Raw genomic sequence first — 17626 nt, 5'->3', positions numbered from 1 at the left:
TGGATCCTCGGGTCGCGCCTTTCGCTGCGCTCAGGCTTGCCCGAGGATGACGAGGAAAAACGAAGCGGGCGTGGCAATGAATATGCGTGCGCTTTCCGTCTCACATATCGACGACGATGCGGCCCCTGATCTTGCCTTCGACGATGTCGCGTGCGGCATTGATGATGCCGTCGAAGCCGATGGTGGTCGAAAGCGCTGCAAGCTTGCCGATGTCGAGATCAGTGCCGATGCGCCGCCAGGCTTCCAACCGGACTTCCTTCGGCGCCATGACAGAGTCGATGCCAAGCAGCGATACGCCGCGCAAGATGAAGGGCGCGACCGATGACGGCAGGTCCATGCCGCCGGCAAGCCCGCAGGCGGCGACCGCGCCGCCATAGCCGGTCATCGACAGCACATTGGCCAGCGTGTTGCTGCCAACCGCATCGACGCCGCCGGCCCAGCGTTCCTTGGCAAGCGGCTTGGCCGGTCCCGACAGTTCTTCGCGGGCGATGATTTCGGTCGCGCCCAGATCGCGCAAATAGTCGGCTTCGCTGCTGCGCCCGGTCGAGGCGATGACATGGTAGCCGAGGCCGGACAAGACCGCGATGGCGACCGAGCCGACGCCGCCGGCAGCGCCCGTCACCACGACCGGCCCGCGTTTCGGCACGATGCCATGGCGCTCCAGCGCCATCACCGACAGCATGGCCGTATAGCCGGCAGTGCCCACCGCCATGGCGTCATGGGCGCTGATGCCGTCGGGCAGCGGCACCAGCCAGTCGCCGTTGACGCGAGCGCGCCCGGCATAAGCGCCGTAATGGGTTTCGCCGACGCCCCAGCCGTTGAGGATGACCTTGTCGCCCTTGCGCCAGTCGGGATGATCCGACGACAGCACCGTGCCGGCAAAGTCGATGCCCGGGACCAGCGGCCAGCGCCGCACCACCGGGGCCTTGCCGGTGATGGCAAGCCCGTCCTTGTAGTTCACCGTCGTTGCCTCGACGGCAACGGTCACGTTGCCTTCCATCAGGTCGGCTTCGGCAAGGTCCGTGACCGCGACCGACTGGTTCTTGTCCGCATCGCGGGAAACGAGGATGGCTTTGAATGTGTCCGGCATGTTCTGTCCCTGCTTTTTGCGCGGGACAATGCGGCGTCAATCTGCGGAAATCAATCGTCCGAAGGTCGTGTCTGCCGCCGCCAGCCGACGAATTCGTCGAGGATGACCAGCACGGCGCCGACGCTGATGAACGCATCGGCAAGATTGAACACGGCAAACGACCAGCTCGGCGTGTGAAACAGGATGTAGTCGATCACATGGCCGTAGACGCTGCGGTCGATCAGGTTGCCGAGCGCGCCGCCGACAATCAGGGCAAAGCCGGTGCGGGCCAGCACCTGTCCGGGCTCCGTGCGAGTGGCGAGGAAAATCACGAAGGCCGAGACCAGAAGCGACACGATGATCAGCCCGGTATCGCCGAAGGACGACAGCATCGAAAAGGCGATGCCGGTGTTGTAGGTGCGGAAAAGGCCGAGGAACGGCAGCAGGTCGATCTTCTCCTGGAACGGCAGGCCGGTTTCGACTAGGTACTTTATCCACTGGTCTACAATCATCGATACAATGACGAGCAGGGCATAGGGCGTCAGCGATTTCAAAATACCCGGCTTCATCTATGCGTCGTTTCCAGTTTCAACGCCCCGCGCCGGATTTCAAACAGCATCACGCCTGTCGCGACGGCAAGGTTGAGCGAGTCGGCACGGCCCTCCTGCGGAATGCGCAGCAGGCGATCGCAGCTTGCAGCCAGATCGTCCGGCAGGCCCTGCTGTTCGTTGCCCATCAAGAGCAGCACCGGCCGACCGGAAAAATCGACCGAGCGATAGTCCACCGCGCCTTTCAGGTGCGTGCCGGCAACGAGGCCGGGAAAGCCCTTGCGCCACGAAAGGAAAGCCTCGGGAGTCGCCTTGGCAACCGGAACGGCGAAGATCGAGCCCATCGTGGCGCGCACCGTCTCGACCGAGAATGGATCGGTCGTGTCGCCAACCAGAATGACGCCCTTGGCCCCAACCGCATCGACGGTGCGGATCACGGTGCCGAGATTGCCGGGGTCGCGCACCCGGTCGAGCGCCACCCAGACGTCTCCATCCTTGGCGCGGATGTCCTTGAGCGGCACGAGGCGCTGGGTAAAGACGCCGACCACCATTTGCGGGTTGTCGCGGCGGGTGATGGCGGAGAGCACCTTTTCGGAGACTTCCAGCACCGTGCCGCCGGCCGCTACCGTGCGGGCCGCAACCTTCTCGACCGCAGCGTTGCCGATCCCCGCCTTGGCAAACACCAGCGTGCGGATTTCCCAGCCGAGATCGAGGGCATCGATGACCAGCTTCAATCCTTCGGCCATGAAGGCATTTTGCTGGTCGCGGAACTTCTTCAGCGCCAGCGCCTTGATGTCCTTGACCAGCGGATTGGCGAGGCTGGTGACTTCCTTCACCCGCCCGACCGCGCGGCGGCCCTGGTGTTCGCTGCCATGATGGTTGCTCATTGCGCCACCCATCTGGAAAACAGGGATGTTGAGAGCGCCCGGCCTGCCGATTTCTCGCGGATGATCAGCTCTCCCGATTCAATTCTGCCGCCCATGCCGGCAAACGTATCGCGCATCAAGGCATGAATGGCGAAGAACGAGGCGCGGATGGAATAGGCGGTCAGCACCACGGCCAGCGGCTTGGGCGTCAGGATCGAGCGGCAGATGTCGGTCAGGGCCGGCAGGTGTTCGAACAGTTGCCACACCTCGCCCTTCGGGCCGCGGCCATAGGCGGGCGGGTCGAACAGGATGATGTCGTAGCGGCTGCCGCGCCGCTCCTCGCGCTCGGCAAATTTCATCGCGTCCTCGACGATCCAGCGGATCGGCTTGTCGGCCAGCCGCGCGATCTCCTGGTTCTCGCGTGCCCAGCCGATCGCCTTCTTCGAGGCATCGACATGGGTAACCTCCGCGCCGGCGCGTGCCGCCACCAGCGAGGCAAGGCCGGTATAGCCGAACAGGTTCAGCACCTTGACCGGGCGTTTGGCGCTTTCGATCAGCCCGGCCATGTGGTCCCAGTGCGAGGCCTGTTCGGGAAAGACGCCGACATGGCGAAACGAGGTGAAGCGTCCGAGATAGTCGATGCCGTTGTGCTTCATCGGCCACGTCTCGCCAAGCGGCGCCTTGGGAAAGCGCCAGCGGCCCATGCCTTCCTCGTCGGTATCGCCGGTAAAGACCGCATCCGCCCGGTCCCATTCCCTTGCCGGCAGCGCGCGCTGCCAGATTGCCTGGCCCTCGGGGCGGATGATGCGATAGGGGCCGTATTGTTCGAGTTTCTCGCCGCTGCCGCTATCCAGCAGCGCGTAGTCGGCATTTGGTGCGACCTCGAGGATCAGCGGCAGTCTTTCCGCGGGCAGGGTGCCTTCCCGACGGGCGAGAACGCGAGGCTCCGGCTTGGGCTGCTGGCGTTCCTCTTGCTTGGCCGCAGCGCGTTGCGGCTCCGGGCGTGCATCACGCGGCCCCGCCTGTGCGGTGCGCGGCTTGGCGTTCTGGTGCTGGCGGCTGTCGCGGCGTTGATCGCGAAAGGATTTCAAGGACGTGCATCTCCGGACGACAGTGCCGCTTTTGGCACAGCCGTTGAGCCATCGCAACAAACTGCGTCAGGAACGCAACGCCTTGTAGACGGCGATGCCTGCAGCGAGATCCTCGAGTGCCGCTCCAACCGACTTGAACAGCGTGATCTGGGCAGCGCTGGTGCGGCCGGCCTTTTCGCCGCGCGCCAGTTCATGCAGGTCGGCAACGATGCCTTGGGGTTTCAGCAGGCCGGAAGCCAGCGGCTGGACGATGTCGCCAGCCTCCTTGGTCGCACCGGCGCGGGTATCGACATAGATGGCGGCGCGCGAAATGGCGTCGTCGTCGCTCTCGCGCATGTCGGGCGTGAAGCCTCCGACCAGATCGACATGCGTGCCCGGTTTCAGCAATGCGCCCTTGACCAGCGGACTGGTCGAGATCGTCGCCGACGATACGATGTCTGCCGCAGTGAGTTCGGCGTCGAGATCGGTTGCCGCCTCTGCGGGCAGGCCCTCCGCGCGCAATTGCGCGGCTACCTTCTCGGCGTTTGCCGCTGTCCGGTTCCAGATGCGGATCGTTGTGATCGGTCGCACCGCAGAATGAGCCTTGGTGAGGAAGGGCGACAGTGCTCCCGCGCCGATCACCAGCAGCCGCGAAGCGTCTTCACGCGCCAGGTAGGACGCAGCCAAAGCCGATGCGCAAGCCGTGCGCCATTGCGTCAGCCGTTGGCCGTCGATCAAGGCCTCCGGTTCGCCTGTGGCCCCATTCAACAACAGGTAGAGCCCCATCACCGCTGGCTTGCCGATGGCGTTGTTGTCCGGCGATACCGTCACGATCTTCACGCCGATATGGCCGTTGGCCGAACTGCCGGCGGCATTGAAATCCGTCCAGGCGGGCATCAACAACAGGGTCGAGGCGGCACCATCAGGCCGCTCGACCGTATGGTGATGGCGCACCGGCTGCACGGCTCCCTCGCGAAACGCCGTGCGCAGCGTCTCGACCAACGAGGGAAACGTCAGCGCGCGATCGACGTCGGCTGCCGAGATTGTGAGCATCGAAAACTCCGCGACAGGTTTAGCGATCCGGCAAATGCCAGCTCAGTTGGTCGGCCGTGGCAGGGCGGGATTCTGCTGGGGAACGGCTGGCGGGCGGCTGACTGCTTGCCTCAGGCTTTCGGCCTCGACGCCGCGCTGGCGCGCCAGCTTGCGATAGCGCCCTTGCCTGACCCAGGTGGCAAGGCTGCCGATAAGCAATCCGAGCGCGAGCGCTGCGAACAGGAAAACAAAGAAGGGCAGCGTATAGGTCAGCGACGGGTTGCCGGGGTTGAACGGGTCAACCGTGAACGCGACCAGTTCGCGATTGGCCACCGCCAGCGCAATCAGGATGATTGCCAGCGGCACGACGATGACAACCAAGGCAACGCGATTGAACATGAATTTCCCGTCGATCCAGCGCTATTTGTCGCCGTTCAGCCGTTCACGCAACTCTTTGCCGGTCTTGAAGAACGGCACCCACTTTTCCTCGACGTCGACGGATTCGCCGGTGCGCGGGTTGCGGCCCGTGCGGGCAGGGCGGTTCTTGACCGAAAAGGCGCCGAAGCCCCGCAGTTCCACGCGGTTGCCCTCGGCGAGCGCATCAGTGATCTCATCGAACACCGCGCCGACGATATTTTCGACATCGCGCAGGAAAAGATGCGGATTGCGCGTGGCGATAATTTGCACGAGTTCAGACTTGATCATGCGAGCGATCCCCTTCCACAAAACACGCCGTTCAAAATTATGCAGATGATTTTATTGTCTTTTTCACTCGTTAAACGACCTGTCAAGGGTGCCAGACCGAGACAAGACCGTCAAGGAACAAGCGGTCGGCACCGATTTCGTGAAGTACCTCGCCACTGTAGTCGGGCAAGCCGAGCGCCCGGGCAACGGTGCGGGTCAACGCCTTGGAGAACAGAAAGCCGGTTCCGTTGTCGGTATTTTTCCATTCGATGACCTTGAGCTTGGCATCCACGCCCTTGGTCGCGAGCCAGTCGACAGCGACATCTTCGCCGCCGACCGCGTCGATCAGCTTGTTTTCAAGTGCCTGCCTGCCGGTGAAGATCGAGCCGTCGGCCAGCGCCAGAACCTCAGGTTTCGTCATCTGGCGCCGTTCCATGACGATGCCGACGAACCAGTCGTAGCTGTCCATGATGAGTTTGCGCACCATGGTACGTTCATCTTCGGTGGTCGGATTGAAAGGCGAGGGCTCGGCCTTCAGCGGCGAAGACTTCACTTCTTCGAGTTTCACCCCGATCTTGTCCATCAGGCCGGTCACGTCGGGAAACTGGATCAGCACGCCGATCGATCCGACGATCGAGGATTTGCGGGCCACGATATGATCGGCAGCGCTGGCAATCATGTACCCAGCCGACGCCGCCAAGGTGCCAACGGACGCCACGACCGGCTTTTCCGCGGCAATCTTGCGCACTTCTTCAAAAATGGCTTCGCCGCCGGCCGTGGTACCGCCGGGAGAATCGATCTGGAGGATTACACCTGCCACGCTTGGCGATTGACGGATCTTTTCCAGCCGCGCAAGCAGTTCCTCGTCCTCGGTAATCGTCCCTTCGATCTTGACCTTGGCGATGTGCGTGCTTGCTGTTCCGGCGAATTCGTCGTCATAAGCCCACGTCGCAAAGGCGATCAGACCCAGTGCGGCGATTGCCATCGCAGCAGCGCGCCAGAACGTCAGCTTGCGCCGCAGTCGGCGGCGGTCGATCAAGTCATCGGCTCTCAGCGGCATGTCCGGCCTCATCGGGAACTCGGGAAGACACATTTAGAGCATGCGCAAGGTCGCCGCCACCGCTTTCCGGCACCAACATGTCGCTTTGGCGCTCCTAAACCTCCCCTTGCGCGGGTTTTCCCGTATCGTGTATCTTTGCAGGCGGTATTTCCTGTGCTTATGCACGGGAGAACGTCATATTTTTGCAGTTTTAGTTCGCTTGTGCTTGTTTGAACGCCTCGGCGTGCCGAACTATAGGTCGGCATTTGAGGGGCTTATACGCTTGAGAAAGCAGCAGTAGTGGCGCGATCGACAAAACCGGCCCGTCAGCGTGATAAGCCTATCGCGCCATCGGCCAACGACGATTTTGAGGTCGATTCCGGAGCGGATCGCGCCGTCGCGTTCGATCGTGCCCAGCAACATTCACGCCGGGTTCGGCGGTTGAAGTTCGCCCTGCCGCTGGTGGCGGTGGTGATCGCCGTTGCCTTTCCGGTCTATTCCTACCTCGTCACGCCCGTCACGGTTGCGGTCAAGACCGATGACAGCGCGTTTTCCGACGGCAAGCTGGTGATGGCCAACCCCAAGCTGGAGGGCTTCACCAAGCAGAACCTTCCCTATGCCATGACTGCGGTCAGGGCCATCCAGGAAGTGTCGAAGGAAAATGTTATCGCGCTGGAAGGTATCAGTGCGCGGCTTCCCATCGATGCCAAAACCACGGCGGTCGTCGATGCCTCGACGGGAACCTACGATCGCGAGAAAAATACACTTGACCTCAACAGCGCCATCACCATCACGACTACAGATGGAATGGTCGCAAAACTGAAATCGGCCTTTCTCGACATGGGCAAAGGCAATATGAAGACAACCGAACCCGTCGACATCAGCCGTGCCGGATCGCGCATCACGTCGGAAACGATGTCGGTCGAAGATAATGGCAAGGTGTTGATCTTCGAGAAACGTGTTCGCGTCAATATCGATCCCGCCCAAGCCAAGGCGGCAAACAAGACAAGCGGAGATCCGAATGCAACGCAGTGATTCGATGAGGCTTCTGGCCCTTGCATCGATCTTGTCCCTTGTCGTGGCGGTGCCTGCCTTTGCCCAGTCGAACGGCACCAGCAGGATGTCGGGCCTAAAGCTGTCCGGCGACCAGCCGATCCAAATCGAAAGTGACAAGCTCGAGGTGCGCGAAGGTGACAGTGTCGCCATCTTCACCGGCAACGTAAACGTCGTCCAGGGCCCGACCGTGCTCAAGGCCGGCAGCATGAAAGTCTATTACGCCAAGGAACAGGGCGCGGCTTCAGGTTCAGGCACAGCGGGCTCGGCTACTACCGGCACCGCGAACATCGATCACCTCGAGGTGAGCGACAAGGTCTACATCAAGTCCGACACGCAGGTTGCGACCGGTGACAAGGGCACCTTCGACATGAAGAGCGAAGTGCTTGTCCTGTCCGGGGAAAAGGTCGTTCTGTCCGACGGCGCCAACGTGCTGGTCGGCTGCAAGCTGACCGTTCAGATGAAGACCGGACTGGCGCAGGTCGATGCCTGCGGACGCCGCGTCATGATGTCGATTACGCCGGGTTCGCAGAAGCCCTGATGATTTCATTCCCCAAGCTGCGCCTGCCTAAACTGGGGGCCTCGGGGCCTGCCGCTCCGGCTATCGCGAAGTCCTCGTCCACCAAGCTGAAGGGCACCCTGATCGCACGTGGGCTTTCCAAGAGCTACAAGGGCCGCAAGGTGGTGAGCGGCGTTTCGCTTGGCGTTCGGGCCGGAGAGGCTGTCGGCCTGCTTGGCCCCAATGGCGCCGGCAAGACGACGTGCTTCTACATGGTCACGGGCCTCGTTCCGGTCGATGAAGGCACGATCGAGATCGACGGCTATGACGTCACCTCGATGCCGATGTATCGCCGCGCAAGGCTTGGCATCGGCTATCTGCCGCAGGAAACTTCGATTTTCCGGGGCCTTACCGTCGAGCAGAACATTCGCGCCGTTCTCGAGGTTGTGGAAAAGAGCCGCAAGGAACGAGAGAAGAACCTCGACGAATTACTCGAAGAGTTTCACATCAGTCACCTCCGAAGCGCACCCTCTATGGCGCTTTCGGGCGGCGAGAGGCGCCGTCTAGAAATCGCTCGCGCTCTGGCCAGCCGTCCGGCCTATATGCTGCTGGATGAGCCCTTTGCCGGCATTGATCCCATAGCCGTGGCCGATATCCAGCAGCTTGTGCGCCATCTCACGGCGCGAGGCATCGGCGTCCTCATCACCGACCACAATGTGCGCGAAACATTGGGTCTGATCGACCGGGCCTACATCATCCATGCCGGTGAGGTTCTGACACATGGGCGTGCGGAGGAAGTCGTCGCCAACCCTGACGTGCGCCGGCTTTATCTCGGCGAAGGGTTTACGCTGTAAGCGACAGGCCCAATAGCTATTGCTGCCTTGCTTTCAGAACTGTACGTCGGGCTAACACTCCGGTAAGCCGCGTCTGTTAGCCATTGCCTTGACAAGCAAAAGGCGGGCCAGTTTCATTGATTGATCCGAAAAATTAATCGGTTGCTCGGCGATCTGCCGACAAGGAGGCAATGCCCTAACGATGGCGCTCGCGGCCAAGCTACAGCTAAGACAGGCGCAGTCGCTGGTGATGACACCGCAACTGATGCAGTCGATTCGTCTGCTGCAGTTCACTCAGGCCGAGCTTGAGCGGTTCATCGACGAGGAAATCGAGCGCAATCCGTTGCTGGAGCGGGCCGAACCTCAAGATGCCATCATCAACGACCCGGAACCTGCCGCCGAGCCTTCCCAGGCGGCAGACGACGACTGGTTCGACAATGAGGGCGCATGGACGTCGGAAGCGATCTCCGAAAAACTGGACACTTCGCTGGAAAATGTGTTCCCGGACGATCCGGGCACCAGCGAACGCCTGGGTCCGGACCTTGCGGCTCAATGGAAATCGACATCGGGCAGTGGTTCCGGCGGAGCTTCCGAAGGCTTCGACATGGAGGATATGGCTGCGGCGGCAGTGACGTTGCGCGATCATGTCGGAGAGCAGGTCGCGTTTGCCTTCAACGACCCCGCAGATCGGCTGATCGCCGCCGAACTCGCCGATAGCCTTGATGAAGCCGGCTATCTGCGCGCCGAGCTTAATGAAGTGGCGGAAAGGCTTGGCACCGATCATGCCGCGATGAAACGCGTGCTGGCGACCTGTCAGTCCTTCGATCCGGTTGGCATCTTTGCGCGAGACCTTGCCGAATGTCTCTCGCTCCAGCTCGCCGTGCGCGACAGGCTGGACCCCGCAATGCAGGCGCTGGTTGCCAATCTCGACCTTTTGGCGCGCCGGGATTTCCAGGCGCTTCGGCGCATCTGCGGTGTTGACGAGGAGGACCTGCTCGACATGCTGGCCGATATCAAGGCGCTCGATCCGCGTCCTGGATTGGCGTTTTCGGGCGGCGTCAGCGATGCCATCGTTGCCGATGTCGAAGTCAGATCGGCGAGCGATGGCAGTTGGGCGGTCGAACTCAATCCCGATACCTTGCCGCGCGTCCTGGTCGACCAGGTCTATTTCGCCCAGGTTTCCAGCCACGCCAGAAGCCAGGGAGAAAAGGATTTTCTCAGCGAATGCCTTCAAAGCGCCAACTGGCTGACGCGCAGCCTCGACCAGCGAGCGAAAACCATCCTCAAGGTGACCTTAGAGATCGTTCGACAGCAGGACGCGTTTCTGGTCCATGGTGTCCGCCACTTGAGGCCCCTCAATCTCAAAACCGTGGCGGATGCCATAGGCATGCATGAATCGACCGTCAGCCGGGCAACTGCCAACAAATACATGCTGACGCCGCGCGGCGTCTTCGAGCTGCGCTATTTCTTCACGGCAGCGATTGCGGCTTCGAGCGGCGGCGAAGCGCATTCTTCTGAGGCGGTGCGCGATCGTATCAGGCAGATGGTCGATGAGGAGCGGGCGGACGATGTGCTGTCAGACGATACAATCGTTGATCTGCTCAAGTCCGATGGCGTGGATATCGCGAGGCGTACGGTCGCCAAGTACCGGGAAGGTATGAATATTCCTTCGTCAGTCCAGCGCCGTCGCGAGAAAAAGGCGATGGCCAAGGCGTCGCGCTAGTACGAGTGCCCTTTCCACAGGTCCCGGGTTTCGTTGACAAGCCGCAGTGAAGTGGCTAGAAGCCCGCCCGCATGAAGCGGGCAGGACGTCCGCACAGGGATGGCCAGTAAAGCGTGGGCAACAGGCTGTCTGTAACCGTCGCAAAGTTCGGACGTAAATTCGGCGCAAGGGGCGCCGTGCGGCTTGTACGAACGAACCACGGGTATAAACTCCGGATAGTTTGAAGCCTGGACAAGGAAGGTCAGTATTCAGATGGTACTGCGCATAGCGGGAAAACATATGGATATCGGCGATGCGTTCCGTACGCGCATCAACGACCGTGTCGGTGAAGCGATCGGAAAATATTTCGATCGTGGATTTTCAGGACAGGTCACTGTCATCAAATCGGGCTCGCGTTTTTCGGCCGATTGCATGATTCGGCTGGATTCGGGCACGTCGCTGCACGCCACCGGAGAAGCCCAGGATCCGTCCTTGGCATTCGACGCGGCCGCCGAGCGGCTTGAAACACGGCTTCGACGCTACAATCGTCGTTTGAAGTCGCACTCACCGGTGAATTCGGCAATGGATTCTACCGACATCGCCTATGCGGTCATGGAACCGCTTGCGGATGATGACGAAGACATTCCGGCAGATTTCGCTCCCACAATCGTTGCCGAATCGACCATGGCGCTTAAGACCATGTCGGTGGCCTCGGCGGTCATCGAACTCGACACCACGGGCAGCCCCGTACTGGTGTTCCGCAATGGCGGCAACGAACATCTCAACATCGTCTATCGCCGGCCGGATGGAAACATCGGCTGGATCGATCCGGCAGCGGTCAAGACCGCGTAGGGACAGGAGAGACAGCCGGCACCGCGAATGGCGGCCGGCTGCGGCAGACGAAGCAGAGGAATCTCAAGAATGGCTCTGAACGATCTTGTCGACGTTCCGGCAATCATGCCGGCGTTGAAGGCCAACTCCAAGAAGCAGCTTTTGCAGCTTTTGTCGGAGCGCGCGGCCGCCATTTCCGGCATCCCGGAACGCGACATATTCGACACGATCCTGCAGCGCGAGCGGTTGGGTTCCACCGGCGTCGGCAATGGTATCGCCATCCCGCACGGCAAGCTGGCCGGCGTGAAGCGCATTACCGGTGTTTTTGCACGCCTTGAAACGCCGGTCGATTTCGAGGCGCTCGACGATCAACCTGTCGATCTGGTGTTTCTGCTTCTGGCTCCGGAAGGGGCGGGTGCCGATCACCTGAAGGCTCTGTCGCGCATTGCGCGCGTACTGCGCGATGGCGATACGGTGGCCAAGATTCGCGGAACCCGCGACGCAGCGGCGATCCATGCGCTCTTGTCGGATACGCCGGCGTCCCACGCGGCCTGAAAAGAAGAATGAAATAACGAATCTTCCAGGGCCGCGATCAGCGGCCCTTTTCGTTGCGCCCCCGCTGGGGCGCGGCGCACTAATGGATAGCGACCGTCGTCAGGTCGTTTTCCATTGCGCCGGCCAAGGCACGATCACGCGCATCCGACAACAGGATCGGCTGGCCATTGGCCGAAAAGAGAGCCCAGAGTTCCAGACCGGGCGCGATTTCGTCGAGGCCGGGAAAGCGTCCGCGCAGGTCGTCGCTCGAGACTTTCCTGAGGTAAGCCACAGAGCCTTCGCCGAGATGGGCGAATTCACCGTTGGTCATGGCCACTTTTTCAATGCTTCTTGCAGCAGTTCTGGTCATTTCAAGCCTCCTATCCGCGAGGCGCCTTCATGGGCCGTCTCGCATGAGAGCCATCGGCAAAGATCAGTCTTTCACCGATATGTTTATTTTCCGTACCAGCCTTTCAGCCTCCGGGCGGTCGAGGTCGATCGACAAAAGTCCGTTCTTCAGTTCTGCGCCAATCACCCGCATGCCGTCTGCAAGGACGAAACAACGCTGGAACTGGCGGGCGGCGATGCCGCGGTGGAGAAATTCACGTTCCGTGTCGTCGCTCTGGCGGCCGCGCACGACCAACTGGCTTTCCTCGGTGGTTACATCAAGGTCGCTTTCGGCGAAGCCTGCCACGGCAAGCGTTATCCGCAGTTTTTCCGTCGACCCGTCAGGGCCGCGCAGACGTTCGATATTGTAGGGCGGATAGCCGTCACCGGATTTCGCAAGGCGTTCCAGCGTCTTTTCCATCGCATCGAAGCCCAGAAGAAGCGGGCTGGAAAAGGGCGTCATTCGAGTCATCGCATTCCTGTCCTCTTTAGAGCGACATCACCCGGAAAAACCCTGTTGGCATTCTTCCGATTGTTGTTGATATGGTCCGCCAAGACGGCAAATTCAAGCGACCAGACTTCCGCTGCACAAGGAATTGAAATGTCGGATAAACGCAGGATCATCATCGATACCGACCCCGGTCAGGACGACGCTGTCGCTATTCTCCTGGCGCTGGGCAGCCCGGAACTGGAAGTCGTCGGTATTACCGCTGTCGCCGGCAATGTGCCGCTGAAGCTGACCGAGAAGAATGCCCGCAAAATCTGCGAACTTGCAGGCCGCCCCGACATCAAGGTCTATGCTGGTGCCATCCGCCCGCTGATGCGCAACCTCGTCACCGCCGAGGAGGTGCACGGCAAGACTGGGCTTAACGGGCCGGAATTGCCGGAACCCAAGATGAAGCTGCAAGATGAACATGCGGTCGATTTCATCGTCCGCGCGCTGATGGAGGAAGAGAGCGGCAGCATCACGCTTTGCCCGCTGGGGCCGCTTACCAACATCGCCCTGGCGCTTATCCGCGAACCGAAAATCGCACCGCGCATCAAGGAAATCGTCTTGATGGGGGGCGGGTTCTTTGAAGGGGGCAACGTTACCCCGGCTGCGGAATTCAACATCTACGTAGATCCACATGCTGCCGATGTCGTCCTGCGGTCCGGTGTGCCGATCGTGATGATGCCGCTCGACGTTACCCACAAGGCGCTGACTTCGGCCAGGCGTATCGCGGCCGTTCGTGCGCTCGGCAATCGGGTCGGCGAAGCGACCGCTCAAATGCTGGAATTCTTCGAGCGGTTTGATGAGGAGAAATACGGAACCGATGGCGGCCCGCTGCACGACCCCTGCGTCATTGCCTATCTTTTGAAGCCCGCCCTGTTCAAAGGTCGCTCCTGCAACGTGACGGTGGAAACCGCATCGGAACTCACGATAGGCATGACCGTCATCGACTGGTGGGGTGTCACCAAGCGCCAGAAGAACGCTTTGGTGATGCGCGACATCGATTCGGACGGCTTTTTTGCGCTGCTGACGGAAAGGCTGGGCCGGCTGTAGGTTCAGGCTGGCCGCGCACCTGATTGCCATGGCATGGCTGCCTCGTATGCGGCTGCAGCCTTGAGCACTTCCAGGTCGCCGCGCGGGCGCCCGATCAACTGAATGCCCATCGACCTGCCTCGTTCGTCGAATCCCACCGGGATATTGACAGCGGGGCAGCCGCCAAGCGTGGCAAAGGCCGAAACCTGCATCCAGCGATGGTAGCTGTCCATTGGCCGCCCCGCCACCTCGCGTGGCCAATGCAGCGTCACGTCGAACGGAAATACCTGAGCAGTTGGCAGCGCCAGAAGGTCAAACCGTTCGAACAGTGCGAGTAGCGTCCTGTACCAAGCCGAGCGCGTGAGCGAAGCGGCGTAGATTTGCGGAGCCGTAAGGACACGCGCGCCTTCGGCTTCCCATATCGCTTCCGGCTTCAGCAGGCGCCGCTTGGCTGGATCGTCATAGAGAACGTTCAGCGCCGCGCCACTTGAAGCCTGACGCAGCGTGACGAATGCCTGCCATAGCGCTTCGAAATCGAAGTCGGGCAGCAGCGGTTCGGTCGAAAAGCCCGGAAAACGGATCAGCGCTGCTTCGCACAGGTCGAGGATGCCAGGTTCTATAGGCAAATGCCCGCCAAGGTCGCCCAGCCAGCCGATATGGTCACCTGTCGCCGGCTCCTCCAGGCCATCGAGAAAAGACGCCGGCTTGTCGTAGGAAAGCGGCGCTTGCGCATCATAGCCGCACTGCACCTCGAGCAGCATCGCAAGGTCGCGGACAGTGCGGCCCATCGGCCCTTCTATGCCCATCTGGGCGTGGAAAATCTCCGGATTGGGGCCGGCCGGAACCAGACCCTGCGACGGGCGAAAGCCGAATATGTTGTTGTAGGCGGCGGGATTGCGGAGCGAGCCGCCGAAGTCGCTGCCATCGGCCAAGGGCAGCATGTCGAGCGCGAGCGCGACCGCTGCACCACCGCTTGAGCCGCCTGCCGTCAGGGCTGGATCGAACGCATTCAATGTCGGACCGAACACCGGATTGTAGGTGTTTGAGCCGAGGCCGAACTCGGGCACGTTGGTCTTGCCGACAATAATCGCGCCGGCCTTGCGTATGCGCTCGACGAAGATTTCGTCCTCGTCCGGCACGAAATCGGCGAAGATCGGCGAACCGAAAGTGGTCCGCAGCCCTTTGGTTAGCGCAAGATCCTTGATCGCGATCGGCAGGCCAAACAGAGGTCCGGCTTCACCACCACTTGCCAGATGGCGGTCGGCGGCGTCTGCTTCGCGCAGGATCTCTGCACGCTCGCGTAGCGAGACGACGGCGTTCACATATGGATTGACCACTTCGATACGATCGAGGAACGTGGTCACCACCTCGCGCACAGAGAGGTCGCGTTGCCTTATCGCTGCTGCGAGCTCGGTTGCAGGCTGGCGACAAATTGAACTGGCTGGCCCTATGGGGTGTTTTGTCGGTGGAGTTTGAATGCTCATGCTAGCGATTGAAAGCCTTGTCCACTTCGGAGGCAAGCGGGATCGACGGCTGTGCGCCTGGCTTCAGACAAGCCAGCGAACCCGCCGCCGCCGCGCGCGCCAGCGCTTGCTCCAGTGGCAATCCGGCGCCGAGAGCGGCACCGAAATAACCACAAAACGTATCGCCGGCACCAACCGTGTCCACCGGCTTGATCTTGAGCGCCGGCACTTGATGGAAACTTTCCGGCGTCGCGGCCAGCACGCCGTCGCCACCCAGCGTCACCACAACCGCATGACCAGTCTTGGCAGCAAAGGCGCGCATGCGCTCAGTGCGGTCGCCGCCGTCCAGCTTCAACAAGGCGCAGTTCAGGTCGAACTCGGTCTCGTTGGCGACGACGTAGTCGGCCTTGGCCAGATAGGCCGCCGCCTCGTCGCGATAGGGAGCTGTGTTCAGCACTGTGACGGCACCAGCTTCATGGGCGGCGTCCAGCGCAGCATCGACGGTGTTCAGTGGGATCTCGTGCTGCAGAAGCACGATGTCGCCATTGCCAAGCCTTGCTTTGACCAGATCACCCGGCACAACGGCTGCATTGGCGCCGGCCACCACTGCGATCATGTTCTCGCCGTCACCACCGACGAGAATAAGGGCCGTTCCGGTGGATGCGGAGCTTTCGGTGACGCCGGTCAGGTCGACGTTGCCGCTTTGCAATAGGGCAAGCGCTTCGGCGGCGAAACTGTCCTTGCCGACCGCTCCAATCATGCGCACGGAAGAGCCCGCGCGCGCTGCTGCCAGCGCCTGATTGGCACCCTTGCCTCCGGGGGCGGTGGCGAAGCTGGTTCCCTGCAGCGTCTCGCCGGCAGCCGGCAGGCGCTCGAGATTGGCGATCAGGTCGAGGTTGATCGAGCCGATGACGATGATCATGGACGAGAAAGCCTCCGGGTGTTTCCCGAAGGCTTATCGCGTAGCAAGCGGATTGGAAATATGGCGCGTGAGAAGCGGCGGCAAATCAACCGGTGGTAAGCTGCCCTGCTTCCCATCCAAGGATGGCGCGCTTGCGGGTCAGACCCCAGTGGTAGCCGGTCAAGGCACCCGACTTGGCCAGAGCCCGATGGCAGGGCACCACAAAGGAAATCGGATTGGCTCCGCAGGCCGCGCCAACAGCGCGCGAGGCTTTCGGTTCGCCGATATCGGCCGCAAGCGATGAATAGGTGCGCGCGCGCCCCAGCGGAATGCGCAGCAGCGCTTCCCACACACGTACCTGAAAGTCGGTGCCGATCATGACCACGCGCAATGGCTGGTCGGCGCGCCAGCGGGAAGGGTCGAAAATGCGTGCCGCATAGGGCTGCGTTGCACCCATGTCCTCGACATAATTGGCGTTCGGCCAGCGGCCAGACATATCCGCGAAGGCAGCCTGTTCTCCGCCCGGATCGTTGAACGAGAGGCCAGCCAGGCCACGGTCGGTGACCATGATCAGCGCAATGCCGAAGGGCGAGATGTGGTAGCCGTAGCGGATGGTCAGCCCCGCACCGCGTGTCTTGTAATCGCCGGGCGACATCGCCTCGTGCGTCACGAACAGGTCATGCAACCGTCCCGGACCCGACATGCCGACCTCAAGCGAGGCCTCCAGCAATGGCAGACCGTTGTCGAGCAATTTGCGGGCATGGTCGAGCGTCACCGCCTGCAGGAAGGCCTTGGGCGACAGGCCGGCCCAGCGCGTAAACAGCTTCTGCAAGCCATTGGGCGTTTCGCCAACTTCCTCGGCCAGCACCTCAAGCGAGGGCTGGTCGCGATAGTCGAGGCTGATCTTTTCAATCGCCTTGCGCACGACCTCATAGTCGCTACCGGACGGCGTGATGTCTTTTTCCAGGATAGCGGATGGCTTCATCTGTGTCTGGGCGTTCATGGACTGTCTCCTTGAGCGCCAATATCGGTGGGATGACGTTCTTTCTCCACCCGATTCCTGCACGAAAGCGGATTATTCAGCGCATTTTCGCGGTGGCCAGCGCGCGCGAAAATGCGGTTGCGAAACTTTCGCGGTCGTCCGGGTTGAGAAAGCCGCCGATCGACACGCTTTTGTCACGCGCTTCGACGGCCATGCGGGTAATGCCGATTTCGGAATGGCGCACCACCGAAAAGCGCGTCCAGAACGGATTGAAGCGATGCGCTTCCGATTTGCCGGAGGGCGCGACCTTGCGGATATCGAGCGCGGTGCGCGAGACCGAAACTTCTTCGCGAGCGCGGGCGGCGCGATAGTTCAGGCGAAAAGCGACATAGACGGCAATCACGTCCAGTCCGAAGAAGCCGAATACCGGCCACGCGCCTTGCGCCAGGAAGAATATGCCCGTCACTGCCCAGCCAGCCAGCAGCGCGCCAATCAGGATCATGAAACCGGTGCGGTCAAGCGATCTGTGCGGCGTCAGAAGCGCCTTGAAAAAGGGTTCGTCAGCGGCGAAGTCGGCATTTGTCTCGATCATTCAGCGATACTATAGGAAG

General features: G+C 61.4%; 21 protein-coding genes. 7 read left to right on the top strand and 14 right to left on the bottom strand.

Annotated features, from left to right (window positions below; genetic code table 11):
- Positions 1–100 precede the first annotated feature (100 nt).
- The 8 genes from acuI to sppA all read right to left on the bottom strand — a co-directional run bounded on the left by acuI (position 101) and on the right by sppA (position 6329).
- Positions 101–1090 carry an acrylyl-CoA reductase (NADPH) gene (gene acuI / locus ACODTY_RS17225; protein WP_488995442.1) on the bottom strand — a complete coding sequence of 330 codons (990 nt, stop codon included), beginning with the start codon at positions 1088–1090 and terminating at the stop codon, positions 101–103.
- A 50-nt stretch (positions 1091–1140) separates the two neighbouring features.
- A complete protein-coding gene (gene lspA / locus ACODTY_RS17220; RefSeq protein ID WP_488995446.1) occupies positions 1141–1623 on the bottom strand; it encodes a signal peptidase II in 483 nt (160 codons plus the stop codon).
- Positions 1624–1634: 11 nt separating this feature from the next.
- The gene (locus ACODTY_RS17215) at positions 1635–2504 is read right to left on the bottom strand and encodes a TrmH family RNA methyltransferase (protein WP_488995441.1); all 870 of its coding nucleotides are present in this window, start codon (positions 2502–2504) and stop codon (positions 1635–1637) included.
- A complete protein-coding gene (locus tag ACODTY_RS17210; protein ID WP_488995440.1) occupies positions 2501–3574 on the bottom strand; it encodes an RsmD family RNA methyltransferase in 1074 nt (357 codons plus the stop codon). The genes ACODTY_RS17215 and ACODTY_RS17210 overlap by 4 nt, the downstream gene beginning before the upstream one ends.
- A 66-nt stretch (positions 3575–3640) precedes the next feature.
- Positions 3641–4606 (bottom strand): bifunctional Delta(1)-pyrroline-2-carboxylate/Delta(1)-piperideine-2-carboxylate reductase, encoded by a 966-nt coding sequence (lhpI, locus tag ACODTY_RS17205; protein WP_488995439.1) that lies wholly within the window; start codon positions 4604–4606, stop codon positions 3641–3643.
- A 42-nt stretch (positions 4607–4648) separates the two neighbouring features.
- Positions 4649–4984 carry a DUF1049 domain-containing protein gene (locus ACODTY_RS17200; RefSeq protein WP_488995438.1) on the bottom strand — a complete coding sequence of 112 codons (336 nt, stop codon included), beginning with the start codon at positions 4982–4984 and terminating at the stop codon, positions 4649–4651.
- A 21-nt stretch (positions 4985–5005) separates the two neighbouring features.
- Positions 5006–5290, bottom strand: a complete 285-nt coding sequence (locus ACODTY_RS17195) for an integration host factor subunit beta (protein WP_056234146.1) — start codon at positions 5288–5290, stop codon at positions 5006–5008.
- Between the two features lie 82 nt (positions 5291–5372).
- Entirely contained in the window at positions 5373–6329 is a 957-nt protein-coding gene (gene sppA, locus ACODTY_RS17190; protein ID WP_488995437.1) for a signal peptide peptidase SppA, read from the bottom strand.
- A gap of 279 nt (positions 6330–6608) precedes the next feature.
- On the opposite strand from sppA, the gene lptC reads away from it, so the two are divergent.
- From lptC to ptsN, 6 genes are all read left to right on the top strand, one after another.
- Positions 6609–7343, top strand: coding sequence for an LPS export ABC transporter periplasmic protein LptC (gene lptC / locus ACODTY_RS17185; RefSeq protein WP_488995436.1), 735 nt, complete (start codon positions 6609–6611; stop codon positions 7341–7343).
- On the top strand, positions 7330–7902 hold the full coding sequence (locus tag ACODTY_RS17180; protein ID WP_488995435.1) for an LptA/OstA family protein: 573 nt from the start codon (positions 7330–7332) through the stop codon (positions 7900–7902). Before lptC ends, ACODTY_RS17180 begins: the two co-directional genes overlap by 14 nt.
- Complete coding sequence (gene lptB / locus ACODTY_RS17175; RefSeq protein ID WP_488995434.1) at positions 7902–8714, top strand: LPS export ABC transporter ATP-binding protein; 813 nt, start codon at positions 7902–7904, stop codon at positions 8712–8714. Before ACODTY_RS17180 ends, lptB begins: the two co-directional genes overlap by 1 nt.
- A 181-nt stretch (positions 8715–8895) precedes the next feature.
- Positions 8896–10416, top strand: coding sequence for an RNA polymerase factor sigma-54 (gene rpoN, locus ACODTY_RS17170; RefSeq protein WP_488995433.1), 1521 nt, complete (start codon positions 8896–8898; stop codon positions 10414–10416).
- 252 nt (positions 10417–10668) lie between these two features.
- Positions 10669–11247 (top strand): ribosome hibernation-promoting factor, HPF/YfiA family, encoded by a 579-nt coding sequence (gene hpf / locus ACODTY_RS17165; protein ID WP_488995432.1) that lies wholly within the window; start codon positions 10669–10671, stop codon positions 11245–11247.
- Between the two features lie 69 nt (positions 11248–11316).
- Positions 11317–11781 (top strand): PTS IIA-like nitrogen regulatory protein PtsN, encoded by a 465-nt coding sequence (gene ptsN, locus ACODTY_RS17160; protein WP_488995431.1) that lies wholly within the window; start codon positions 11317–11319, stop codon positions 11779–11781.
- Positions 11782–11860: 79 nt separating this feature from the next.
- On the opposite strand, the gene ACODTY_RS17155 is transcribed toward ptsN, so the two are convergent.
- Complete coding sequence (locus ACODTY_RS17155; RefSeq protein ID WP_488995430.1) at positions 11861–12130, bottom strand: BQ00720 family protein; 270 nt, start codon at positions 12128–12130, stop codon at positions 11861–11863.
- Positions 12131–12193: 63 nt separating this feature from the next.
- Positions 12194–12619 (bottom strand): Hsp20 family protein, encoded by a 426-nt coding sequence (locus ACODTY_RS17150; protein ID WP_488995429.1) that lies wholly within the window; start codon positions 12617–12619, stop codon positions 12194–12196.
- A gap of 129 nt (positions 12620–12748) precedes the next feature.
- Here ACODTY_RS17150 and ACODTY_RS17145 point away from each other — a divergent pair, with 129 nt between their 5' ends.
- Positions 12749–13690: a nucleoside hydrolase gene (locus tag ACODTY_RS17145; protein WP_488995428.1), complete on the top strand. Its 942-nt coding sequence runs from the start codon at positions 12749–12751 to the stop codon at positions 13688–13690.
- A gap of 2 nt (positions 13691–13692) precedes the next feature.
- Here ACODTY_RS17145 and ACODTY_RS17140 read toward each other — a convergent pair whose 3' ends face one another.
- The 4 genes from ACODTY_RS17140 to ACODTY_RS17125 form a co-directional block, all read right to left on the bottom strand.
- On the bottom strand, positions 13693–15153 hold the full coding sequence (locus ACODTY_RS17140) for an amidase (RefSeq protein WP_488995427.1): 1461 nt from the start codon (positions 15151–15153) through the stop codon (positions 13693–13695).
- A gap of 1 nt (position 15154) precedes the next feature.
- Positions 15155–16054, bottom strand: a complete 900-nt coding sequence (locus ACODTY_RS17135; protein ID WP_488995426.1) for a ribokinase — start codon at positions 16052–16054, stop codon at positions 15155–15157.
- 85 nt (positions 16055–16139) lie between these two features.
- Complete coding sequence (locus ACODTY_RS17130; RefSeq protein ID WP_488995425.1) at positions 16140–17036, bottom strand: methylated-DNA--[protein]-cysteine S-methyltransferase; 897 nt, start codon at positions 17034–17036, stop codon at positions 16140–16142.
- A 76-nt stretch (positions 17037–17112) separates the two neighbouring features.
- Entirely contained in the window at positions 17113–17607 is a 495-nt protein-coding gene (locus tag ACODTY_RS17125) for a DUF2244 domain-containing protein (protein WP_488995424.1), read from the bottom strand.
- Between the last annotated feature and the right edge of the window lie 19 nt (positions 17608–17626).

The sequence above is a fragment of the Mesorhizobium sp. FG116 genome (assembly GCF_057809835.1).
The sequence above is the reverse complement of the archived record's forward strand: the minus strand, read 5'-3'. Positions and strand labels throughout refer to the sequence as shown.